The organism is Paenibacillus sp. WLX1005 (assembly GCF_046603685.1).
Lineage (GTDB): Bacteria > Bacillota > Bacilli > Paenibacillales > Paenibacillaceae > Saccharibacillus.
This window is the reverse complement of the sequence record NZ_CP176756.1, coordinates 2605486-2629929: the sequence shown is the minus strand read 5'-3', so window position 1 is coordinate 2629929 and position 24444 is coordinate 2605486. Positions and strand designations below refer to the sequence as shown.

22 protein-coding genes are annotated in these 24444 nt (G+C 46.5%); 4 read left to right on the top strand and 18 right to left on the bottom strand.

Annotated elements, in window-relative coordinates; all coding sequences use genetic code 11:
* Positions 1 to 49 precede the first annotated feature (49 nt).
* The 11 genes from ACE3MZ_RS11375 to ACE3MZ_RS11325 all read right to left on the bottom strand — a co-directional run bounded on the left by ACE3MZ_RS11375 (position 50) and on the right by ACE3MZ_RS11325 (position 12506).
* Entirely contained in the window at positions 50 to 1297 is a 1248-nt protein-coding gene (locus ACE3MZ_RS11375) for an MFS transporter (RefSeq protein ID WP_411346541.1), read from the bottom strand.
* A 136-nt stretch (positions 1298 to 1433) separates the two neighbouring features.
* The gene (locus ACE3MZ_RS11370; RefSeq protein ID WP_411346540.1) at positions 1434 to 1910 is read right to left on the bottom strand and encodes a MarR family transcriptional regulator; all 477 of its coding nucleotides are present in this window, start codon (positions 1908 to 1910) and stop codon (positions 1434 to 1436) included.
* Positions 1911 to 1989: 79 nt separating this feature from the next.
* Complete coding sequence (locus ACE3MZ_RS11365) at positions 1990 to 2703, bottom strand: MBL fold metallo-hydrolase (protein WP_411346539.1); 714 nt, start codon at positions 2701 to 2703, stop codon at positions 1990 to 1992.
* Positions 2704 to 2767: 64 nt separating this feature from the next.
* The gene (gene folE2, locus ACE3MZ_RS11360; RefSeq protein WP_411346538.1) at positions 2768 to 3769 is read right to left on the bottom strand and encodes a GTP cyclohydrolase FolE2; all 1002 of its coding nucleotides are present in this window, start codon (positions 3767 to 3769) and stop codon (positions 2768 to 2770) included.
* A gap of 18 nt (positions 3770 to 3787) precedes the next feature.
* Positions 3788 to 4984 (bottom strand): CobW family GTP-binding protein, encoded by a 1197-nt coding sequence (locus ACE3MZ_RS11355; protein WP_411346537.1) that lies wholly within the window; start codon positions 4982 to 4984, stop codon positions 3788 to 3790.
* Positions 4981 to 5346, bottom strand: a complete 366-nt coding sequence (locus ACE3MZ_RS11350) for a DUF3024 domain-containing protein (protein WP_411346536.1) — start codon at positions 5344 to 5346, stop codon at positions 4981 to 4983. Before ACE3MZ_RS11350 ends, ACE3MZ_RS11355 begins: the two co-directional genes overlap by 4 nt.
* Positions 5347 to 5385: 39 nt before the next feature.
* Entirely contained in the window at positions 5386 to 7062 is a 1677-nt protein-coding gene (locus tag ACE3MZ_RS11345; RefSeq protein WP_411346535.1) for a nucleoside recognition domain-containing protein, read from the bottom strand.
* Positions 7056 to 8192 carry an NAD(P)/FAD-dependent oxidoreductase gene (locus ACE3MZ_RS11340; protein WP_411346534.1) on the bottom strand — a complete coding sequence of 379 codons (1137 nt, stop codon included), beginning with the start codon at positions 8190 to 8192 and terminating at the stop codon, positions 7056 to 7058. The genes ACE3MZ_RS11345 and ACE3MZ_RS11340 overlap by 7 nt, the downstream gene beginning before the upstream one ends.
* A gap of 387 nt (positions 8193 to 8579) precedes the next feature.
* Positions 8580 to 9071 (bottom strand): GNAT family N-acetyltransferase, encoded by a 492-nt coding sequence (locus tag ACE3MZ_RS11335; RefSeq protein ID WP_411346533.1) that lies wholly within the window; start codon positions 9069 to 9071, stop codon positions 8580 to 8582.
* 421 nt (positions 9072 to 9492) lie between these two features.
* Positions 9493 to 10458 carry an AEC family transporter gene (locus ACE3MZ_RS11330; RefSeq protein WP_411346532.1) on the bottom strand — a complete coding sequence of 322 codons (966 nt, stop codon included), beginning with the start codon at positions 10456 to 10458 and terminating at the stop codon, positions 9493 to 9495.
* A gap of 332 nt (positions 10459 to 10790) precedes the next feature.
* Entirely contained in the window at positions 10791 to 12506 is a 1716-nt protein-coding gene (locus ACE3MZ_RS11325) for an NAD-dependent malic enzyme (protein ID WP_411346531.1), read from the bottom strand.
* 339 nt (positions 12507 to 12845) lie between these two features.
* Between ACE3MZ_RS11325 and ACE3MZ_RS11320 the strand changes: the two genes are divergently transcribed.
* Positions 12846 to 13727, top strand: coding sequence for a LysR family transcriptional regulator (locus tag ACE3MZ_RS11320; RefSeq protein WP_411346530.1), 882 nt, complete (start codon positions 12846 to 12848; stop codon positions 13725 to 13727).
* Positions 13728 to 13875: 148 nt separating this feature from the next.
* Here ACE3MZ_RS11320 and ACE3MZ_RS11315 read toward each other — a convergent pair whose 3' ends face one another.
* Complete coding sequence (locus ACE3MZ_RS11315; protein ID WP_411346529.1) at positions 13876 to 14433, bottom strand: TetR/AcrR family transcriptional regulator; 558 nt, start codon at positions 14431 to 14433, stop codon at positions 13876 to 13878.
* 160 nt (positions 14434 to 14593) lie between these two features.
* On the opposite strand from ACE3MZ_RS11315, the gene ACE3MZ_RS11310 reads away from it, so the two are divergent.
* The 3 genes from ACE3MZ_RS11310 (at position 14594) to ACE3MZ_RS11300 (ending at position 17551) form a co-directional block, all read left to right on the top strand.
* A complete protein-coding gene (locus tag ACE3MZ_RS11310) occupies positions 14594 to 15316 on the top strand; it encodes an SDR family NAD(P)-dependent oxidoreductase (RefSeq protein ID WP_411346528.1) in 723 nt (240 codons plus the stop codon).
* 223 nt (positions 15317 to 15539) lie between these two features.
* Entirely contained in the window at positions 15540 to 17219 is a 1680-nt protein-coding gene (hcp, locus tag ACE3MZ_RS11305; protein ID WP_411346527.1) for a hydroxylamine reductase, read from the top strand.
* 92 nt (positions 17220 to 17311) lie between these two features.
* The gene (locus tag ACE3MZ_RS11300) at positions 17312 to 17551 is read left to right on the top strand and encodes a hypothetical protein (protein ID WP_411346526.1); all 240 of its coding nucleotides are present in this window, start codon (positions 17312 to 17314) and stop codon (positions 17549 to 17551) included.
* A gap of 253 nt (positions 17552 to 17804) precedes the next feature.
* On the opposite strand, the gene ACE3MZ_RS11295 is transcribed toward ACE3MZ_RS11300, so the two are convergent.
* From ACE3MZ_RS11295 to moaA, 6 genes are all read right to left on the bottom strand, one after another.
* Positions 17805 to 18653, bottom strand: a complete 849-nt coding sequence (locus ACE3MZ_RS11295) for an LD-carboxypeptidase (RefSeq protein ID WP_411346525.1) — start codon at positions 18651 to 18653, stop codon at positions 17805 to 17807.
* A gap of 54 nt (positions 18654 to 18707) precedes the next feature.
* Positions 18708 to 19301: a histidine phosphatase family protein gene (locus ACE3MZ_RS11290; RefSeq protein ID WP_411346524.1), complete on the bottom strand. Its 594-nt coding sequence runs from the start codon at positions 19299 to 19301 to the stop codon at positions 18708 to 18710.
* Between the two features lie 363 nt (positions 19302 to 19664).
* Positions 19665 to 21164, bottom strand: coding sequence for a protoporphyrinogen oxidase (gene hemG / locus ACE3MZ_RS11285; protein ID WP_411346523.1), 1500 nt, complete (start codon positions 21162 to 21164; stop codon positions 19665 to 19667).
* Positions 21161 to 22450 (bottom strand): radical SAM protein, encoded by a 1290-nt coding sequence (locus ACE3MZ_RS11280; protein WP_411346522.1) that lies wholly within the window; start codon positions 22448 to 22450, stop codon positions 21161 to 21163. The genes hemG and ACE3MZ_RS11280 overlap by 4 nt, the downstream gene beginning before the upstream one ends.
* Before the next feature lie 37 nt (positions 22451 to 22487).
* Positions 22488 to 23201 carry a YwiC-like family protein gene (locus ACE3MZ_RS11275; protein WP_411346521.1) on the bottom strand — a complete coding sequence of 238 codons (714 nt, stop codon included), beginning with the start codon at positions 23199 to 23201 and terminating at the stop codon, positions 22488 to 22490.
* A gap of 168 nt (positions 23202 to 23369) precedes the next feature.
* Positions 23370 to 24386: a GTP 3',8-cyclase MoaA gene (moaA, locus tag ACE3MZ_RS11270; RefSeq protein ID WP_411346520.1), complete on the bottom strand. Its 1017-nt coding sequence runs from the start codon at positions 24384 to 24386 to the stop codon at positions 23370 to 23372.
* Positions 24387 to 24444 lie beyond the last annotated feature (58 nt).

Below are 24444 nucleotides of genomic sequence, written 5' to 3'. Positions count from 1 at the left end.
TGGGCAGTTGTATATTGTACTTTTGGGTATGCCCTTTTTGGTGAGACGATTATTGGTATGTCTTGCGTCCGCGATACAGGACGAGAATTGCCAGACTGATCAATATTACGCCCATAAAGGCAGGTGCGGTATGACCGAGCGATACATAGATCTGACCGCCAACGATGGGACCGATAATGCGTGCTAGCGATTGGATGGATTGACTACCGCCCTGAATACGCCCTTGTTCACTCGCCTCTGCCGATTTGGATAACATCCCGTTAAAGGATGGTCCGAAGATCGAATCGCCGAAGCCGAAGGCAAGCATACCGATAATGAGCAGCGGATAGAAGCTGAAGATCGCTGATGCAGCAATAAAGATATAGCCGACAATCTCTGCAACCATGCCTAGTGTGGCGATCTGTGAATCGCTCATCTTTTTGAGCAGGCGTGGCATGATTAATCCTTGCGAGACGATATCCTGAATACCAATGATGGAGAAGATCAGACCGATCACGGTCGGTTGCCAGTGGAAGTTATCGATTGTGAATTGGGAGAAGATTGCTTGCAGCGATCCGTTAGGAATCCAGAGCAAGAATGCTGACAACAGCAGACGTTGCAGATTCCGCATAGACAGTACAGTGAACAGCTGGGTAAACGGGTTTAAGCGAGATGCTGTCATGCGAGGTAAGCGATGGCGCACGTCCAGACTTTCCGGCATATAGATCAGACCGTAGATCATCGTAACAAGCGTGATAGCAGCGCCAAAGTACATCGGTACCGCATAGCCGAAATGAGCAAGCAGACCACCAATTGTAGGACCGATAACGATACCAACGCCTGTCATTGCGCCAACCCAGCCGAAGTACTTGGTACGCTGCTCACGCGGGGTGATGTCGGCGAAGTAAGCGAAGATCGTGCCGATACTGCCGCCCGTCAGACCTTCAATGATGCGTCCTAGGAACAGTACCCATAGCGCGCCACCGATACCGAATACGATATAACCGATGGCAGAACCGAACAGGCAGATAAGCAGCAATGGACGACGACCGAAACGATCGCTCAGTGCGCCGAGTCCAGGCGAAGCGATGAAGACGCAAAAGGCATATACGGATAGCAGTAACGTCACGACCGTTGCCTGCTGCCCCGGCGAACTAACATAAGGCTGAACGAGAAATGGAACCACTGGCATAATAATGCTAAAGCCGATCCCGCATAGAAATACGGCGATCAGACCGAATACGAGTGCCTGTTTGTTAACAGCGGGTTCCGGTGTGGAAGAGTTTGGATTGGATGGATTGGATGTTGAGTTGGACAAGTTGATCTCTCCTTGAATGGTTATTTTGTTTCCTAGTTGACAATATCATAGAATTATTTTGTTTCCTTGTCAACAAAAACACAAAATAAAAAAACCACCCTCGTATGAGGATGGCTGTTGATTGTGTCCAAAGAGATTAAATAATATGCTTGGTGTCGTGTTCCACTTTGCGAATATGTTCATCCAGATGCCGACTATAATGATCGATAAAACGAAGCATACCGTCATATTGTGCATCTGTAATCTGCTCAAACACCGGTTGATCGCGTTCCTGAAATTCCCGGTGTAGCTCTTCATGAATCTGATCGACCGCTTTGCCTTTTGGTGTCAATCGGAAGTAGATTTCCTTTTTGTTCTCTGATTTCTGGTAGCTCTCGATTAAGCCTTTTTCCATCAACTTTTTGGTCATTTTGCTAATTGCACTGCGCGTCATATAAAAAGCTTCTGCCAATCGGGTCACGTTAGGGTCTTCGTATTTGCCGATATATTCAAGGCAGTGCACTTCCGATGAGGTATGCCCTCTTAGGCTTACTTCCATCTTGCTCTTGTTGAGCCACACCATTTTGTTAAATAAATCGCGGAACTCCTGCATAACCTGTTCCTGTTTGTCCATAAACGATCCCTCCTGATACATCCATTATATGGCGTTATTGTTTCCTTTTCAACAATAACGAGTAATAAACGGAGGGAATCTAGCCGTTCATGTGATATATCGACAAACGATCCAATAATTGTTGTAGCTGTGCCTTACCATCATGACAAATGCCGCCATGATAGCAGATCAATGTGTCAAAATCATACTGCATCAGCTTGTGCAGCGAAGCGATTGACTGCGGCATGTTTTCTGTCAATTGTACTGGCGGTAATACTAACTCCTCATCAATATAAAAGACCAGATCGCCCGCTACGAGTGCGTGCTCACGCTCTAGCAGCAGGCAGACATGCCCGGATGTATGACCCGGTGTATGAATGACTTCAATTCCGCTCATTATATTGAATTTCTGCCCATCCGTCACATAACGGTCGACTCGTCCAGACGGCAGGACAGACAACGATGACTGCCATGGCACAACATTATGTTTGAGCAGCGGAATGTCGCCGCGAATATACGGTGCATCCTGTGCGTGTGCATAGAAGGTGGCATACTGATTGGCGACATCCAATTCTGGCAGACAGCCGATATGATCCAGATCCTGATGCGTTAACAGCACACTATCGAGCCATTCTGGCGATGTACCTGCCAGCTGAAGCTGATACGACAGTTCGGCATATTGCCCCGGCAACCCTGCATCCACAAGCATACGATACTGTCGATCCTTGATCAGCAGGGGATAAATGATGCTCTGCTTCCCCATAAATTCCATATCCAGCTCTAGCAGCGTAAGCTGATCATTGATTGCAATCATTCTGTCTTCACTCCAATGATGGGCTTTATCGTCAGACGTTATCGTTTGTACTAGTTTCTATTGTTTACTGCTGATTTCTATTGTTCATTGCATCCGGTCGTCGATATGAGACAGTGCCAACCGCATCATGCTGATGAATGGATTCTTCATTCCGGCAACGGATGACAAAGGACTGCACCCAGTCCTTTTCATACAGATCGGCGGCAGTTAGTCGCAGCATATCCTCTACAAAACGCGGATTCTCATACGCCTGCTCGGTCACATGCTTCTCATCGGGACGCTTGAGCACCGGATACGGCAAACTGCTGGCATTGCTCGTTGCCGCTTCCAACAGCTGCTCCTTCCAATCGTATGGAAGGTTATGAATCGGCGTGATGGTAAATTCCACGTATCCACGCTGATTGTGTGCACTATATTCACTAATCTCCTTGGAGCACGGACAGAGCGTTGTCACCTGCACCTGCAAGCTGGCTTGTATATCAAATGATCGCTGTTCACGATGATCGATGGTCGTAGAGCGATCAGCATGATCATGATATGCGATGTGCAAGCCGACTTTTGCTGAGTTAAGCCCTGTTAATGCTGTCATCGGTGCAGCCTGCTCGTAAAACCAATCGTACGTCACATGCAATTGACTATGCTGCTGATTCATGGCGTTTGCCAGATCAGCAGTCAATGCGCACAGCTCTTGCAGACGATCGCTCAATCCGCGTCGTCTCGCTTGCTCCAGTTGCTCTGTCAATCTACTCATATTGATGCCACGCGCAGTCGATGGCAAGCTGGTCGTCAATTGAAAGCAAGCATTGACCGTCATCTGCTCCGGTGCCAGTAGAGACTGAACAACGAGCGGATAATGCAAATTGCCGATGCCGACCCCTTCAAGCGCAAATAGAAAGTCGTTATGTGTATTTTGCAGATCATGCATCTGTTCCTTGCGAACAGGCTTATTGCCATGCATAGGCTCTACCGAACCGAACAACCTCAGGCGCTCGGATTTGGTTGGTAGTTTGCGTTTGTGAGGGAAATCGTTCAGATCGGTTGTTATACGTTGCTGCTTCGTATTCATCGTTGACTCCTTTGCAGATCAGGTAAAAGATGACGGATGTACAGGATGTGGTGGTATGGATGGCGGGCTATACGTTGCTGGTTCGGCTACACAATCCGCGAATTGCTTCTGAAACCATGCTTCATCCAGATGCTTGCCGATAATGACGATGCGACTGCTGCGCGGTTCGTCCTGTTGCCAGCTACGATCTGTATTGATACCAAGCATCATATGCACGCCCTGAAACACCACTCGCTGCTCCACATTCGCTACATGCACAATGCCTTTGTACCGATACGTATCCTCCGCATGCAGCATGAGCCACTCGTCGATAAAACGGTTGATACATTGCAAATCCAGCGGTCGATCTTCCTGTAACACAATACTCTGTACCTCGTCCTCATGATGGTGATGATGCGCATGTAGAAAGTCGGGACTGACTTCCAACTTCTGCTCCACATCAAAGGAATAGATGCCGAGCAATTGCTCAATATTCAGACTTGAATATTGAGTGCGATGAATCGGTGCATAGGCATTCATGCGGCGCAGTCGCGCTTCAAGCTGCTGCAACTGCTGTTCAGCTACCAGATCGGTCTTGTTCAACAGCAGCACATCGGCAAAGGCAATCTGCGCCTTCGCTTCCGGCCCTTGATCCAGATTAAGATGCGCATGATAGGCATCCACCAGCGTCAATACCGCATCCAGCTTGTAGAATTGTGCCAGTAGCTCCTCCGCTAGAAACGTTTGAATGACTGGCCCCGGATCTGCTAGTCCCGTCGTCTCGATCACAATACGATCAAAGTCTCCTTTGCTTGGTGCTTCCTGCTTCTCTTCATTCGATATCTCATCCAATTGACCAAATTTGCGATGCAGCAATTGAACTGCAATATCCACCAGATCGCTGCGCACAGTGCAGCAGATACAACCATTGTTCATCTCAATGATCTCATCGTCCGCACGAACGATCAGTTCATTGTCGATTCCGACCTCGCCAAATTCATTAACGATGACTGCTATCTTCTGCCCATGGTCGCCTGTTAACAGATGATTCAGCAGCGTCGTCTTCCCCGATCCGAGAAAGCCCGTCACAATCGTAACCGGAATCCGTGGATCGCCGAGCTGCTCTGTATCAAGCGAAGTATGTGTCGCTTCATTCGGCATTTCATTCGGTACTCCATTCAATAATTCAGCTACAGCTATATCCGACGTGCTATCACCATACTGATCTTGTCTCATCCTAATTCCTCCTCTTCTGTCCATTCCGGCCAGAACAGCCGATGTTCATCTTCCTCCACCATTTGCAATTGCTGGTCAAAATCAGGTGTCGGCGCAATCTCATCCACAGGACGCCATTGCTGCGAGTTTGGTTGAAATGCATGCACATGCCAGTATCCATCCACCAGTACAAAGCGCGCAACTGGTGTGCTTTCCCATATCTGACGTTCCACTCCCGGCAACTGTTCATGCAATGTCAGACTCTGATCATCCAGATCGTAAACAAGCTGTACCGATGTGCGCATTGGCGCAGGTACTTTGGCATGAATATAACCGTCTATCGTCCGCCGTACTCGGCACATAGTGAACGTATCCATCGTCATCTGCTTCACGCTCCCGTTTCCATATTTGCCATTGTCGTATTACAAGCCGATCATCAACCAACCTAACAGCAGCGCGCTTATTACCGAAGTTAACATCTGCTTACTAGCCAGCTGCATCGCAAAAGCCACTCCCAATTCGCGCGCCACCGTCCACAGCGTGACCAGACACGCAGTCAACGTCGACGCAAGATATACGAGAAGGAACAGTTGTGCTGCACCAAGCGAGGCGATCAACTGCCCATTGCCCTGATTGAGCACCAGCAGACCGTCCTTGCGCAGAATGGAAAATAATATCCCCTCCGCCGCTCCACCCGGCAGATGAAACCACGATAATAACGGTGCGCAGACAGCAGTTAACCATGTTAGTAATCCACTCCACTGCAATCCACTCGCAATCACGCAGATTAGCAAAAAGATCGGCATCGCCTGCATGAGAAACTGTTTGATCACTCCGCGTACCCGCCACTGAACTGCGCGCCACGATGGCATTTGCAAAAACGTCTGTCCTTGATACACCGGTGCTGCATTCTGTACACTGCTGCGATTCCAAATCCGCGTATGCAGCGCACCAACGAACACAAGCGTGATCAAATAAGGTAAGAATAACCACGGTCTGCCACCTGAACTGAAGATCGACAGGCTAGCTCCAATCTGATAGCTACATGCCGAACCAAATGTAATGAGCGAAACGCAGGAACGTCGTGTACATCGACTGCATGCGCGACTTTGAAATACTGCTACTACGTTACAGCCGAATCCGCTCAATACCGGAATCAGATCACGACCGTTCAGGCCGATGCGCCGCATCGAGCTATCCAGCGCATCGGTTATTCGATCTTTTAGCCCGCTCTCCTCCGTTAGCGCTACACTGATGCTCATACATAGCACTACTGGAAACGCCCAAATAAACGAGTACAACCCCAGACTAAGCAGTCCGTAATCACCGAGTAGTAATGTGTTCAACCATGCCTGAGAGTGTACGCTGCTACTGCGAAGCGGATCAAGCACCCATGTATCTGCCAGCGGTTGTAACCAGCCGGATAGCACATAAGCAATGTAGACTGGTAGAGCAAATAACAGCAGCAGAGCGGCGGCAGCCAGCCATTTCCCAATGATTCTATGCTCTAGCAACGTATGCTGCGGTTGCTGTCCGATGGGTAATGGCAAATCTGCCAGAATCGGTTTGCGCTTCATCGGTCGCGCCTGCCGAATTGCTCGAATCAACAATGCTCTACGCTCCGAATCCAGCTTACGGCAATCGGCAGTTAATACCGAGATACCCAGCACCCGCCGAACATGATCTGCATGCTCCTGTACCATTTGCCCTGTTTTATCAGCAAACGTAAGTAGCAGAACGACATGTTTGCCATCCAGATCTAACATATTCAACAGCAGCGGTAGCTCGGTGTTGGCATGTGTACTTCGTACAACCAGCACGACTGTATCTCCGGTAGCCAGCGTATGTAGCGCCAAGCTGGTCGTTTCGCTATCGTCCTGTATTCGAATGCCCGGTGTATCGATCAGACGTAATGATTCATCTCGCAATACCGTCTGGCGCGTTACTACTGTGGAGCCGCGCACATTCGCTTCTGTACCTGTATGCTCACCACTCAAACTGCGAAATAGTGCCGATTTGCCAGCAGATTCGAATCCGATCAACACTGCCTGTTGCAGTGACTGCTGGTGCAAAGCGTCTCGTTGTTGCTCATTTAGCATGTACAGCTCTCCCCGCAGCAGGACAGATCATCCAGAAACATATGCTCCTTCCGATACGTTTCCAGTACCGAGACATCCAATCCCAATTCATTGCCGATCTGCTGAGCAATAACGGCGAAGCGCTGGCGAAATTTATAAATAAAGCAAAACATCAATTGCCCATGCATCACATTCGGTCCACTAACGAACAATCCCGGCGTCACCATCGATTCGTCTGCCCGTCCAAGCAGCACCTGTCCGCGCTCATCACGTTGCAGCAGATGATCAATTCGCCGCAAGCTGCCATCAAAGCCAGTCGCCAGAATCGGTGGCTGCGGACTATTGATCTGATGACGCCCACCGTGCTCGTCCTCGCAATACATCACATAACCGCCACCGTCTGCCGGTTCGATCCACTGCACATTGCAGTTGCCGATAAAGGTAATGCGATCATGCTTCATTTCAGCGCGCAGCCGATCTTTTGTATAGGGGCTTAAGCTCACGCTCGGATCACTGCTGCCTTTGTTCAGCAGATGACTTCGCCGCTCCAGGATAGTTACCTTTTTCCCCAGTCGACTCAGATGAATGGCAGCATCAACGCCGCTCTCATACCCGCCAATAATGACCCAATCATCGCCATCCAACTGCTGCCAGCTCACAATCTGACTATTGTGAATACCATATTCACTACCGGGTATAGAAAAGACGCGCGGATATTGGTATTCACCTGCTGCCCAGATCACGAATCTGGCGTACATCATTCCTTCGGATGTATCCAGTCGAAATCCATCTTCATGCCGCTGTACATCCAATACATCAACACCAGTACGTACCGAGAGTTGATGATAATCGCTAACTGCCTGCAAATATTCCGCATATTCTCGACCTGTTGGATGCTCCGTACCGAGCGTATACGAAGGCGACGTATGCAGCGTTACCGCGTTCAGATCCAGCATCCCGTACGCATTGCCGGTAAATGAAGGCGTAATCAGCCGCATCTCCTCTGGCCACGCGCGAAAAGACGAACCAATCGTTCCCCTTTCCAAAATGCAATACCGCGTTAATCCTATCTCCTTCAGCACAGCGCCAATACCGATTCCGGCAGCGCCTGCGCCTACAACAATGCAATCCAGTCGTTGTTCCCATGCCATATCATTTCTCCACCTTCTGTGACTGTACTTCCTGTATTCGTAATGGATAAGGTCACATCCATTACTTTAAATCGTAATAATTACGATTAATGATTATCAATATATTCCTCATCGTTCTTTTTGTCAACTATGGAACTGCTGAAGATTACGCCGAAGAATACAGAATAACAAGAAGAAAAAAGCTCCACAGCGTGAACTGTGAAGCTTTCTTGTGAGTTTCTTTGGTTTAGGTTTTCTGTTAAATTTCTGTTTAGCTTTGCGTTTGTTTTTACTTCTAGCATGATGAGTCTGCTCTGTACTGTCACTGTCAGACAAGGTAGGTAATACAGCTCTACTTCAACTGTATCCACGTCCTGGTTCACGTTCTGAAGCTTCTTCCTTCGCATCTTAAATTGACAAGCAATAGAACTTCTTGTCAACCTTCATCACTGGAAAAGCTTCCGGCAATTGCGGCTCTGTCACTTCTATAAATCCATTCTTTTCATAAAAGCGATGCGCTGCCTTGAATTGCGGAGTGGTGCCGAGATAGATATCGGTCACTTGCTTGTGCTGCGCCCATTGGATTGCCTGTTGCAGCAATAGTTGTGCAGTTTTCCAAGCTTTGCCCCGATAATCGGTATGCACGAACATTTTGCGCAGGGCAACTTGCTGCCCACCGATATCGACCAGTGCAATCGTTCCGACGACACGCTCACCATCTAGTGCGACCCAGAAATTGCCGTTCTGCTGCTGATAAAATTGCGGTATGTTCGCCAAATCAGGCTGATCCTCGCGCGTAATCTCAATGCCATACTCCTGCTGCTGAATATGCACAATCAGCTCCGCAATAGGTTCGAGATCATCCTGTTCATAGGGACGAATACGCAATAGATTGGACATCGTACCACTCCTTTTCGCTATGACCGGTTGTATCCGGCTCTGTGCATGTAGTCTGTGTATGTAAAAAGTTAGTATGTCTATCATAATGCGTCATCTGAATCTGTACAAGCATACGTAGACGTATACCATGTGATGTATCGATATCAGATAAAAACGAGATAAACATCATGTCTACGATGCAAAAGCCATACTGCAATATAAAAAGCTGCCATCGTATCGAAGTATATCCCTTCAATACAACAGCAGCTTTTCATCTATATCGTAACAACGACAGCTTGTTTATCTATATCACACTAAGATGCTTATCTCCCAGCTCTATAAAACAATCTTTACAGTTACCAGAACGATATTCAGTAGTGTAGCACAATCATTCAAATCTCGTTTATCCAAAAATCATCTAAAATTGCAACTACCTCATCTGTCAAAGCAAAATGGAGATCAAAATCGGTAGTGAGATCAGTGACAGGACAGCGCTAAGGACAAAGGATGAAGCTGTCTCGACTTCCAGTGTCTCAAAGCGAGTTGCGATCATCGCAGCAACAGCTGAACCCGGGAAGGATACGAGCAGAACTGCCATCGTTACATCATTTGACGACAGACCGAACGCCAGCGCCAGTGCAAAGGTGAGAATTGGCAGTGCAATCACTTTTAACAGCGAGATGCCAATAGCGCTACCGCTAAATTTGATACGGTTCAAGCCGATAGTTACACCGATAGCAAACAGGGCAGCACCGGAAGTAATATCACCGATCTGATCAAGGGAATCTTGCAGTAATTGTGGTGCCTGGAAACCAAGCAGCGTCAGGACTACCCCAAGCAACGGTACACAAGCGAGCGGCTCCCGCAAACCATGCAAAATCGAATGCACAGTCAGCTTCAGCAGACCTTCTTTGTGCCCTTCTTTTTCGCTATTTGCTTGTGTTTTCTTGCCGACCGAGCTAACGATGGTGGCAATAGGATCAAGTAGTGCGTTGACAACAACCCCTGTAATCGCGATGGGAATGGCAACTTCCGCGGCTCCGAACAGACTGCCCAGAACGGGAATCCCCATAAAAGCAAACGACGGTTGTGTCGAGTTGAGTGAGAAAATGGATGCTTTGTTCAGATCCATTTTGAATACGAGACGCATCACTAGCAGCATCACAACATAGAAGCCGATAATACCGAGAAACATAGTCATGAAAAATGGCCATTTCTCGATCAGCGTCTGTTTGCTCGTTGTTGTAATACCGATAAACAGATGCGCAGGCAATGCAAATTTGGTAACAAGTGTATTTAAACCTTTGGACGAGGCGGAATTGAATATTTTAAAATGTCCGCCCAGAAACCCAAGAATAATAACAAAGAAAATCGGAATTAAGATCACAAAGATATGACCGACTGACATGATTACAGGACCTCCATCTTATGGTTGCGCTATGTTGTGTAATGCCCAAAAGGGCGGCTGCCCATCCATAAGGACAGGCAGCCGGGCGATGCAAACGGAAGTCAGTCGCATAATTGTGTGTATGTGGCAGCTGACAGCATGTTTGCATCTTACATATCTACAAACCGCGGCAATACGGTAAGGGAATGATTCCGGGCATCATCCATACCCGGTATTCCGATGCTTCTACAGTTTCTCTCCGTTGACTCCATGTTTCTCTCTTTTTGTAGCGTTTCTCTTCCACTCTTTGACGCGTTTTGAATACCTTTTCTATAGCAATGCCTGTCTCTGAATTAGCCGACCTGAGACATTTCGGCAACTTTTACATCACGATATACCGGATGCCACATGGCGTCTTTGATCGCTTGCTCCACATCATCTGGAGTATGATTCGCAACACCATCTTGAATCGCTGCTTTCGCGACGGCAACAGCCACGGCAAACGATACCGTATGCAAATCTTTGACGTGTGGCAACAAGGATGCGCCCGGTGCAGAAGAATCGACTGCATGAGCAACCGCATCAGCGGCAGCGGTAAACATACCTTTTGTAAATACGCTTGCTTTGGCAACAATCGCACCAAGACCAAGTCCTGGGAAAACAAACGCATTGTTCGATTGACCGATCTCGTACGTAACGCCTTTGTATTCTACTGGCGCAAACGGGCTACCGGTGGCGATTAGCGCTTTACCATCTGTCCATGCCAGTAGATCAGCAGGAACAGCTTCTGCCAGCGAAGTCGGGTTCGACATTGGCATAATGATGGGACGTTCCACATGGCTCGCCATTTCTTTGATAATTGCTTCGCTGAATGCGCCGGTTACGCCGGATGTACCGATCATAATCGTTGGTTTCACCTGACGAATAACTTCTAGCAGGCTGATTTTGCCATCTGCATCGGTTGCCCAGTCACTCACTTCGGATAGCTGACGAACATACGGTTTCTGGAATTCCAATACACCCTCTGTTTGTTCAGTCAACAGACCACGATAGTCATATGCCCAGAAGCGTTGTTCTGCATCTTGTTGAGACAGTCCTTCTTTCATCATTGCATCACGAATCTGGTCAGCGTTACCGATACCGGCAGCACCTGGACCGAATACGAGTACACGATGATCGCGCAGCGGCGTACCACTTACTTGTACACCGGACATAATAGCTGCCAGTGTTACTGCACCTGTACCTTGAATATCATCGTTGAAGGTCAGGATGTTATCACCGTATTTGTTAATGATATTCCGTGCATTCACATTACCGAAATCTTCCCAGTGCAGCAGTACGTTCGGGAACAGCTTACGAGCAGTTTCTACATAACGGTCGATAAATTGGTCGTATTTCTCACCACGGATACGTTCATGACGATTACCGATGTACAGCGGATCGTTCAGCAATTTGTCGTTGTTCGTACCGGCATCCAGTACGACAGGCAGTACACGACTTGGGTTGATACCAACAGCAGCGGTATATACAGCAAGTTTGCCGATAGCGATGTTGATACCGCCAACGCCCCAGTCACCGATACCGAGAATACTTTCGGAGTCAGTTGCTACGATCAGATCCACATCACCCGGCTGCATACCAGAGTTACGGAATGCTTCTTCGATGCCGTCCATGTTGTCAATCGAGAGATAGACGCCGCCTGGTTTATGATATTGCTGGCTATATTCCTGAATCGATTGACCGACAGTCGGTGTATATACGATTGGTAGCATTTCGCTCAGGTGCTGGCTCAGCAGACGATAGTACAATACAACGTTACGATTGGACAGGTCGTTCAGCATAATATTTTTGCGCAGGTTGTTCGGTTCGTTTTGCAATTGTTCGTATACGCGATTCACCTGTTCTTCAATTGTCAAAATCGTTGGAGGCAGAATTCCGTTCAAGTCGAGTTCTTTGCGTTCCTCCGCTGTGAAGGCAACCCCTTTATTCAAGGTTGGGTTAGCCAGTACATCTTTACCTTTTAATACAGTACGTAGAGATCCATCACGATCAAGATAAAAAGCGTTCATTTTAACAGCCTTCTTTCTTACTTTTTTACTAGTTGTTATTTTTGGTAATCAACAGTAATCACAATATTTATAATAGTATCATTTTGACATATTGTAAAGGCTAAAATTGAATATTTTTATTTTCTATCAATTTCTTATTTATCATTGACAAAAACTATGATTAATATGAAAATACAGAATATTTATTTCATTTTTACAACCTTTTTCTTAATTAAGATATCGCTTACATGTGTCCAAAAAACGAAAATTCGTATACTGGACGCGGAATATGATAGATTGGAAAAATAAATCAAAAATAATATAATGATAGACAAAAGCAATGATAAGGGGAAATGAGCAATGGAACTAAGACAACTGGAGTATTTTGTAGCGGTTTGTGAGGAGCTTCATTTTACCCGTGCTGCGGAAAAGCTGGGTATTACCCAGCCCACACTAAGCATTCAGATTCGGACAATAGAAGAAGAACTGGGGATGCAGCTGTTCGACCGGATTGGTAAACGCATCACTCCCACCGAAGCAGGCTATATTCTGCTCAAGCAGGCGCGCAGTATTTTATTGAAGCTACAAGATACCTATGATGAGATCAATGGACTGCGCCAATATGATGGTGGCAATCTGGTGGTCGGGCTGATGGCAGCAGAGCTGGATTATCGCGTCACGCCGATCTTGATCGATTTTCACCATCAATTTCCGAAGGTGCATTTGAAAATATTCTCCGCGATTGAGGTTGCCGATATGGTCATTAGCAATCAGGTCGATGTTGGCATTACACTAATCGAATTCAGCGATCCAAGACTAACAACGATTCCGCTGTATACCGAGGAATTCGTACTTGTAGTGTCAGAGCGACATGAACTGGCTGGACGCAAGTCGGTAGCATTGGAGCAGCTGGGCAACCTGCCACTGATCGCCTACCCAAAAGGCTTCAAAGCGCGCGAGCTGATCGAAACGCATTGCCGGGAGCATGGGATGAACTTGAATATTATTGTGGAAACGTCCACCGCCTCCTCTCTGTACGGCTTTGTCCGCTCCAATGTAGGCGCTTGTCTACAGCCGTATTCGCTGTCCAAATCATTTAACGATCCAACATTGCGGTTGATCAAGATTGAGGACTTTCCACCTATCCGTCATATTGGGATTATGCACCGGAATGACAAGTTCCTCGGCTACGCTGCCAAGCAGTTTATCCAGCTAGTGCAGAATCAGATGACGACAGACTAATTGGAGCATACTTGCTTTAGTAATATATTCATTAAAATAAATCCATTAAAAATAGTAAAGAGAGTAGTTTCTTTACTATTTTTAATAATAATTTCAGAATCAATACTCCATCAGAAAATATTTCTTCTTTATAAAGAACAAAATTTTGTCATTTAGACATTCTAAGTGCATTATTAGTTAACCTGCTAATCATATTTGCAATATGCTCAATAGATTCTATAAATCCCTCATCTATCCATTTTGTAATAATCGCTACTGTACCATAAGAACAAAAATCACATATATACTCGACTTCTCTTTTTTCTAAGTTAGGATACATACTTTTTATATTTTTTTGAAACTCGTAGTCTGAAATACTCAGTAATTTTATAAGCATTTTCGAATGATAAGTCTTCCTAAAAATTAACTTACAATAACTTTGATTAGTATAAATAATTTCTAACCATTCTGAAATGTCTGGAATTTCACTATCGATTTTAGACTTCTCCCATTTGTTGATAAAATCTTTAAATATAGTTTCTTCGATCTGTTCCAACATATCAAAAGGATTATTATAATACTGATAAAATGTGCTTCTATTTATATCAGCATTAACACAAATATCTGTTACAGTAACGTTTTTAATATCTCTATTGTTTAACAGTATCATTAGGCTTTTAATCAATGCATTTTTAGTCTTGCGTATTCTACGATCCTCTTGAATCATAATTCCTCCCCGTTTCGCAACAAAAATTAAGTTTTGTGTTGTTTACCTAACATTTTATAAATAATTTGATGGTTGAAGCTCATTTCATAAAATATTATGATGCATATATATTCAAAAAACAACACCTGACGGATAACATACATGTGAAGGGGATACTTATATGGATAAAAAGATTGCATTAGTCAGTGGAGCAAACAAATCGATTGGTTTTGAAGTCGTACGTGGACTGGCGCAAATGGGTATGATCGTATATTTGGGCAGTCGTAATGAAGAAATGGGCATACAAGCAGCGAATGATCTACATTCTGATGGTGATGTTCGTTTTATACAGTTAGATGTATCTAATGAACATTCAATGACTTCAGCTATCCATACAATTCAGAAGCAACATGGACGTCTTGATGTACTAGTAAATAATGCTGGAATTGCTTCTTCAGATAGTGATGCACATAATTTTTCAGCATCTAATATTTCTATGGAATCTGTAAAAAAAATTTTCGATACAAATTTCCTTGGAGCTGTTCGTCTAACACAATTATCAATTCCACTTCTAAGACAGTCTAAAGCTGGACGTGTTGTTAATACATCCAGTGCTGCTGGCAGTTTTCAATATTTAAATGATGTAAATTCTCCAAAACCTTTTGCATACTGTACATCCAAACTTGCATTAAATGGTGCAACAATCATTTTTGCAGATGAGTTGCGTGACACAGGAATCAAAATCAATGCTGCTCATCCTGGATTGGTAAATAGTGCACTTAGTAATAATATGGGTGAACGTACAGGCAAGGATGGAGCTAAAATTATTATTCAGCTTGCTACATTAGATGATAACGGTCCGACTGGCGGATTTTTTGATGAAGACGGAGTTTATCCATGGTGATTTCATTAATTATGTATGTTAATTTGTATTAATAAAAAGGCTACCTCATGTTGCAATGACATGAAGGTAGTCTTTTTTACTTTTTTGCATAAAGTGATTGTAATCACTCGGCACCTGCTATGGACACGATATGCTGAATACAGGATGCAGCGATACGCGCTGCGATGTGTACAACACCAGTCCATGTTGAACACAAATATGTTCACAATCAGGAGGTCATAACATGCAAGCTCAGGATACTTTACCATATTCCACACCGATGTTTTGCTTTCAGTGTCAAGAAGCCGCCAAAGGTACAGGCTGCACGATCAAAGGCGTTTGCGGTAAAACGTACGATGTTGCTAATTTGCAAGATTTGCTGTTGTATTCGTTAAAAGGAATTTCGTGGTTAGCTGAACAGGCACGTCTATCCGATGTACTGGAACAGGAAGTTTCTCTATTCATAACAGATGCGTTGTTTACTACTATTACCAATGCGAATTTTGACAAAGGATTCTTCTTAAATCATATTCGCACCGCTCTGGAACTACGTGATCGCGTACGACACGAGTATGATAGTACCGCAGCAACAACGAATACGATTATTCCAGATGCAGCAACCTGGAGTGGGCATACCGATCAGGAGCTGGAACATGCGGCAATGACTGCCGGTGTGCGACGTACCGTGGATGAAGATATCCGCTCTCTGCGGGAACTGCTGATGTATGGATTAAAAGGCATGGCAGCTTACACGTATCATGCCGGTCATCTGAATTACAGCAATATCGAAATCGACCGCTTTATGCGCCATGTTCTGGCTGCTACGCTGGACAATGCACTCGGCGTACCAGAACTACTCGCTCTGGCGATGGAAACAGGCAAGGTTGGCGTCGATGCGATGGCAATGCTGGATCAGGCGAATACTAGCACTTATGGTCATCCGCAAATAACCAAAGTCAATATCGGTGTCGGTCAGCGTCCTGGTATTCTGATCAGCGGGCATGATCTCCACGACATGGAGCAATTGCTCAAACAGACCGAAGGTACAGGTGTTGATGTGTATACCCACAGCGAAATGCTGCCTGCCCACTATTATCCTGCATTTAGCAAATACGATCATTTTGTCGGTAACTATGGAAATGCGTGGTGGAAGCAGACGAGTGAATTTGAATCTTTTAACGGCCCGATTCTGATGACGACCAACTGTATTGTGCCACCAAAAAGCAGCTATATCCATCGTCTGTACACAACCGGTAATACCGGATATGAAGGTGTGCAGCATATTCCAAATGGTGAGAACGGTGCACCGAAAGACTTCTCCCTACTCATCGAGCAGGCGCTGCAATGCGAGCCGCCGACGGAGCTGGAACAGGGCGAGATCATCGGCGGATTCGCCCATCAAACGGTGCTAGGATTGGCAGACCAGATTGCTGAAGCGATACACAGTGGTGCAATCAAGCGCTTTGTCGTAATGGCGGGCTGCGACGGTCGAATGAAATCGCGTAGCTATTACACTCGTTTTGCCGAGGAACTGCCGCAGGATACCGTCATTCTAACCGCTGGCTGTGCCAAGTATAAATACAATAAGCTGCCGCTTGGCGATATTGGCGGGATTCCGCGTGTACTGGATGCCGGGCAATGTAATGACTCCTACTCGCTCGTCGTGATTGCGATGAAGCTGCAAGAAATGTTCGGGTTGGAAGACATTAATGATCTTCCCATCTCCTACAATATCGCTTGGTATGAGCAAAAAGCAGTCATCGTCCTGCTCTCCCTGCTGCATCTTGGCGTCAAACATATTCATCTCGGCCCAACCTTGCCTGCCTTCCTATCTCCGAATGTAGTTCAGGTGCTGGTGGATAACTTTGGCATCGCTGGCATCTCTACGGTAGATGAGGATATGCGCATTCTGTTAGAAGTATGATTGCAGTTTGAACAGAACGGGTAATCATGTACAATTACAGGTCATATCGCAATGACGATCCTACATTTCATTTGACACAAGGAGGCTTCATAATGGCAGAATTCCCAGAAAAGGTGCAATTACCTGATCGCCAGGAGCGTGAGCAGGTTGGACGGCAGATCAATGAAGGCTTTGCCCGTGTGGAAAAGCAGGAAGTTCCCGGCGGTGCAACCGATATTCCAACGCAGCCTATCGCACCAAAGTTATCAGAGGACGATATCCGTCGCCTCGTTGGTGAAGGCAACTTCAAATCGGCAAAAGACGGTGACCACCACAGTTCGATCAATAGTTGATCTGGTGGAAACAGGGATACAGTCCCTTTTGCCAACTATTGCATAGATGATTTCATGCACCATAGATGGATATGAGAATATAGCAAAAGCGCTCTTATCTACTCCAACAGATAAGAGCGCTTTTGCTATATCTTTTTGAATTTTATTCCTCGTAGTGCATCTCGTTGGAGTCTGTCGAGAAATCGTCAATTGATCCAGACTTATAGAATTACCTAGTGAACGCTATCTATCGAACGATTATCAGTTTTGCCGTTCAACCAATGATCATGCAGCCGGAATCGCTGCCGTGCCCCAGTTGTGTTGTATGCACCACTGGAATGCTGCGCTCAGCGGTTATGTTCAACACATACTCTAGCAGTGCGCTTTGTTCCCCATACTGTTCTAGCTCAGTAAATGTACCGATCAACAGCCCGGAGCATTCATTTAATAGTCCCGTCTGATTCAGTTGATCCAGCATGGACATCACGCGTTTCAATCGTCCACTCAACCCTTCCAGCATAATGACTCGTCCGCGAGCATGAGGGAAATACTGCGTCCCAGCGAGCTTCAGCAAACAACGCAAATTGCCACCGATCAACTCTCCATTCAAATCCTCACCGCGCAAAAATTCAAACTCCAGATCATACAGATCGCTGCCACCTTCAAAAAAGGTACGATAAAACTTCTGTCGCTGCACTTCCCCGTGCTGACGCACCAGATTCATCACCTGATAATGATATCCCGATACATTCGTCCGCGCATAAATAGCATTCAGGATGACCGACAGATCACTCATACCAAACAGCGGCTTGCTGGAACGAGTGATAGCATCATAATCCAGATACGGCAACACCCCATTCGCCGAATCGCCACCAGAAATATCAAAGATCGCTGTGACCTGATCGTCAGCAAACAAACGATTCAACTCCGCTGCCCGATCCTGCGGACTGCCGCTCCACCCATATTCCGCCTGCATTAACGTCTTTGCTTCCTGCACCTGCAAGCCCCACTCACTCAGCCGATGAATCAGCTCATCTACACTGCTTCGATTCCCCCAAGCAACTCCATCCGAACACGAGATCAAGGCGACGATATCGCCACTTTTTAATTGTAGTTGTGACATTGTGCTGCTCCTTTGCTGTGAATTGTGTATGGGTGTTGTCGATATTGATTTTTATTAATTATTCGTTTCGTGAAGAGTCGTATAATAATGTCCCGCTTCACCAAGAAAATCATTTCGACTCAATCCTTGCTCTCCAAGTAATTCGCGATAGCTGTTGATTGTTCCGTCATGCGAAATGGTGATTGCTCTCGCGTTAGCACTTTGTTTTACTTGCGATAACAATTGATGGGCATAATATTCAAATTGTGATTGTGGCATCGTATTCACTGCATCGTTCCATAACTCCAACGCTTGCTCATTCATTACCTGCCAATCGGGACAATGAGTAGATACCGCTTCTATCGTCAAAATGAGATCACAAGGTAATGTAGACCAATCAGGATTTTGCGGATACATACGCGGACCGCACAATGGATGAATCCATACCAGATCAGGATCATGATCACCTGCAAGCTGACGAAGAGACTCTATTGTACGTATCGTTGGACTGATTACAAATAGATCATGGGCAGTAATCGTAATTTTGGTTCGTAATGCTTGCATTTGCTGTACACCAAGTGCAGTCAAATGCGGATGCACTTTTTGCAAGCGGTCAGGAGTATTCAGGTTGTGCTCCGATTGCCCGTGACGAACAAAGATCAATTCCATAGGCTTCTCCCTGTTTGAATTTGAACGATTCAGATGATTAAAATATTCGCTATGGTACATCGTTACTTGTTGATAGGTGAAAATCATTATTTTATTAACTGGTGTGCAGATTCATATGTACTAACGGTGATCGAACTTTGCGTTCATCTTATCATCATTCCGACATATGGAGCAAGCAAGCGTACACGACAAATAAAGCTTTTCATTCACCAGATACACTCTTGTTCAAAGAGACGTATCAAACGTAGATGAAAAGCTTTATTCTCCCTTACAATGATCATATTGATGTTAATCGCATCGCCGTTACCGTTACCGTTACCGTTACCGTTACCGTTACCGTTACCGTTACCGTTACCGTTACCGTTACAACGATACTGCTTGTTGATTCCAGCTTTGAATCAGTTGTTCGGCGGATTCTCTGCCGTGTTGGATGCAATCGGGAATGCCGATGCCGCCATAACCTGCGCCGCATAGCGAGATGCCGGGTAGCCAGCGCTGCATCGCTGTATGAATCCGTTCCATCATCTGCTGATGACCGACGGGATATTGGGGCATGGAATGATAACAGCGGCTAATCTCCACCAGATCCGGCTCGGCATCGAAGCCGATCAATTCGCGCAGATCGTTGCGTACTGCCGCTACCAGTTCGTCATCGCTCATCGTTACCCAGTCCTCCGCTCCTGCACGACCGATATAGGTGCGTAGCAGGGTTTGCCCTTCAGGTGCAGCATGATTCCATTTTGTAGATGACCACGTACACGCGGTGATCGTACGTCCTTCCTTACGTGGGACGAGGAATCCGGTACCTTCAAAGTCCTGACGCAATTGATCATGCCGATAGCCAAACGCAATATTCGCCACCGACACATAACGGATATGCTTCAGCTCGGATACGTGTGGAATATCTTGAAAAAGTTCTGCTGCCGCATATGCAGGAATTGTACAGATAACCGCATCTGCGATCAGCGCTTTGCCGTCATCCAGCTTAACGATATACGGAAAAGCAGCTTCCCCAGGATGCTTTTTCACCTGTACAGCATGCGTGCCCTTTAACATGTTTACATGGGAGAGTTGCTGCTCCAGTTCATTAATGATCGACGATAATCCACCTTCGCAAGACAGAAACATACTCTTTTTGGGCGGGGTTGAAGTAGTCTTAGTAGTTGTCGGTCGGCGTAGCATACTGCGTGCCATACCGACAATGAGGCTACGGTGCTGACGCTCCATTTGCTTGAACTGAGGAAAGGTCGCTCCGAGACTGAGCTGACGCGTATCACCTGCGTAAATACCTGCAAGCAGTGGCTCGGTCATCTGCTCCAGCACCTCCCGTCCAAGTCGTCGCTGGATAAAATCGCCCAGCGCTTCGTCGGTGTCTACTTTACCTGCCGGGATGAGCAGATCGAGTAAGGCGCGCGCTTTGCCAAGTGGTGAGATCAGTCCGGTGCGAATGAGCGGCGTAATGCGTGTCGGAATACCGAGTACGAGACCAAGCGGCATCTGGTGCAGCTTGCCGTTGTTCATAATATAGGTGGAACCGGCTTTGGGATTGGTGGGCACGAGTTGCTGTTCCATACCGAGATCACGAGTCAGATCGAGAATGGGCTGTTTGCGCGCAAGAAAGGAATCGGGTCCCTTTTCGATCAGAAAGCCTTCCCGGCGTACGGAATGGACTTTGCCGCCAAGACGGTCACTCTTTTCTACAAGAGTAATTTCCAGTGGAAGCCCTTGCTCTGTAGCATACTTTTGCAAATAAAAGGCAGCGCTCAAACCGGTAATGCCACCGCCAAGAATAACGGCTTTGTACGTTTTCGTTTGTGGACGTTCCCGTACCGGCGTTGTTGGGTTGGTTGTTATGATTGTCATTGTGCATCTTCTCCTGTCCAGCCCGCCGGTACATATGCACAAGCAGGGTCGCTTTGTAAATAATCTCCTGTTATCGCATACGCCCGTGCGCGTGAACCGCCGCAGAGCGTCTTGAACTCACACGCACCACATTTTCCTTTGAGCAATCGCTTGTCGCGCAGTTCCTGCATCACGGTCGATTGCCGATAAATATCAGCCAGCGGCGTTTGACGCACATTGCCGCATTGCAAAGGTAGAAATCCGCTAGGATATACATCGCCGATATGGCTAATAAACACAAACCCGTCGCCATCATTCACACCTTGCGGCGCACGCCCCAGCACATCGACATGTCGTGGCATTGGTACTTCAAGCGGCAGATGGTTTGCAGTGGTACATGATGCGGATGCTGCAATATTCGTGTTCAGCTGTGTATGAGTAGAGGTAGGTGCAGACGCCGATAATGGCAGAGCGAAATGGTTCGGCTTGGGGTTGAGTTGACTTGTGATAGTCTCCTTGTCTGGCACATGTTGTAGATGTTCAATTGCTCCTTTGACTTTGGCAGCGTATTGTACCAGCACACGACGATAGTGTGGTGCTTCTGTCGCTTTGATACCATACGGCACACTCTGACGAAGTGTACATAACCAGTTCATCACCTGTTCGTGCTGCTCCGGTGTAATCACATCGTCAGCATTGGCACGTCCAGTCGGAATAAGGAAAAAGAGGCTCCACAGCACGGTTCCCATCTCTTCCACCAACTCGGCAATATGAGGTAGATCGTCCAGATTATAACGTGAAACGGTCGTATTGATCTGAATCGGAATGTGCATATCCTGCAAATAACCAATACCGTTCATCGTCCGCTCAAAAGAACCCGGTGTACCACGAAAATAATCGTGAATTTTATCACATGAACCGTCGAGACTAAATGCCCAGCGTGACAATCCAGCGATAGCTGCCTGCTCTACTGCTGAGCGAGTGACACGCGGCGTTGCACTGGGCGTCATCGAAACGGACAGTCCATGCTTATTCACAGCATACTGAATTAGCTTATACAGATCTGGTCGCATTAACGGATCGCCGCCAGTGAACACGAGCAGCGGATGCTGCATCTGCGCAATCTGGTCAATCAGCTGCTTACCTTCCTCGTGAGATAACTGATTAGGATCGGCACGATACTGCGCTTCGGCGCGGCAATGTAGACATTTTAGCGCACACGCACGCGTCACTTCCCAGATGACGATAAAGGGATTCACCTTGTAATCTCTGGAAGTTACGATCAGCTTGCCTATGGTTGTGTTCATGGTTCTCTCTCCCTTCCCGATTGTTGGAGTTGCCATATTAATTATTGAAGCCAATCAGTGAGACACAGACTAGCATCGCACCGAGGATTTCGATCATGCCAACGGTTTTGATGTTCAAAGGTAGATGTGGTAGCCATATACTACGTAGCAGCAGGATCGCTGCCGGGATCATCAGCCACACATTCCACCAGCCTGCCAGCAGTAATAGCAACAGATGGTAACATACTGATATACGATAATAGATGCGATTGTTTTTCTCACGAATCATCGTCTTTACATACACCGCGGTGCCGCAAAAATACAGCACTAGCATCAGAAACAAATGGCTGGCTGTCGCCCAGTTCATATCCTTACCGACAAAAGCCGCCGGAAATACAAAGGAACAAAACAACACAATCGCCAGCACATCATTCAGCAGCGCACGTTCCTTACGCTTGCGGGCAAAATACATATTTGGAATAAAAAATAGCAGTAAAATCACGCTATACCAGAGCAACTGCGGCTCCATACAGACGATTGTTGTCAGCAATGGAACGAGCAGCACACCATATAATAAGGTTGGCTGCCGATAACGCGCTGCTCGACCCGTTTTGATCCAGAGCAATAACGGAAAGCTAAACAGGTACATTACTAACCAGCACAGAAACAATGGCACATGCAGCCAGCTTGCTCCAGACAGACTCAGTCCGCATAGAAAAGGGACAACTAGCATCGCCCATGCTCCATGCTGATTCGGAATATACCGGTTCATACGTCCGCTCCTTTCGACTTCCTTGAATCGTACATGATTATTTCCACATTCTATGATGAATTCAACATTGTATTCTGAGGAGGAATACTGGACTGGGAATATTACATATTTCATTGACTTGCTGTTAATCATCAGATCGTTAAATCGTTAATTCATCAGATTAAACTGTCAGCCACCGATATACGACATGTTAATTTTCCCTTTACGAGTCTGTGGCTGATCATCTTCGCCGCGTTCGTCGGAATACTGATCCAATCGATGCTCCCATGTACGCTTGATCGCTTGCAGCAATACAGCATCATCTGCTCCACGCCGCATTAACGAACGCAGATCATACCCTTCGGTCGCAAACAGACAGGTATACAGTTTGCCTTCCGATGACAATCGCGCGCGTGTACAGGAGGAACAAAAGGAATTTGAGACCGAACTGATAAACCCGACTTCGGTATCCGTTCCAGCATGCCGGTAATAATTTGCCACCTCGCCGTACACCCCATGATGCACCGGTTCTAGCTCATACCGGGTACGCAGCTTTTTCAAAATGGCATCTTGAGATACGACGTAATCCTGTCTCCACCCGTTGTCGTTGCCCACATCCATAAATTCGATAAACCGCAAAGTAATCCCGCGTTCGCGGAAGTAATCTGCCATCGGCAGAATCTCCATATCGTTCATGCCCTTTTGTACAACCATATTGATCTTGATCTTGTAGCCGATCGAACGGGCATAATCGATGCGTTTTAGAATTTGCTCGGGCTTGATGCCGCGACCATTCATATAACCGAATCGCCGCGGATTGAGAGCATCCAAGCTGATGTTCAAACGACGTAAACCAGCATCGTACAGTGGCTGTGCTTGTGAACCAAGCAGCAGCCCATTCGTTGTCAGACCGAGATCCTCTACGCCTTGAATGGCAGTAATCCGGCTGATCAGCTCCGGCAATCCCCGACGTAGCAGTGGTTCGCCTCCGGTCAGGCGTACTTTGCGTACGCCCAATCCGACGAACAAGGATACCAACCGCTCGATTTCGTCAAAGGAGAGCAGCTCCGAGCCATGCATAAACGCATAATCGTCACCAAATATCTCTTTTGGCATACAATAACGGCAGCGGAAGTTGCAACGGTCGGTGACTGAGATACGCAGATCACGCAGCGGTCGCTCCAGCAGATCAGTAGACGGATTCATGATAAGGTCCCCTTTATTTTGTAATATACATAGCAGTCAGCTGCATATGGAAGGTGTA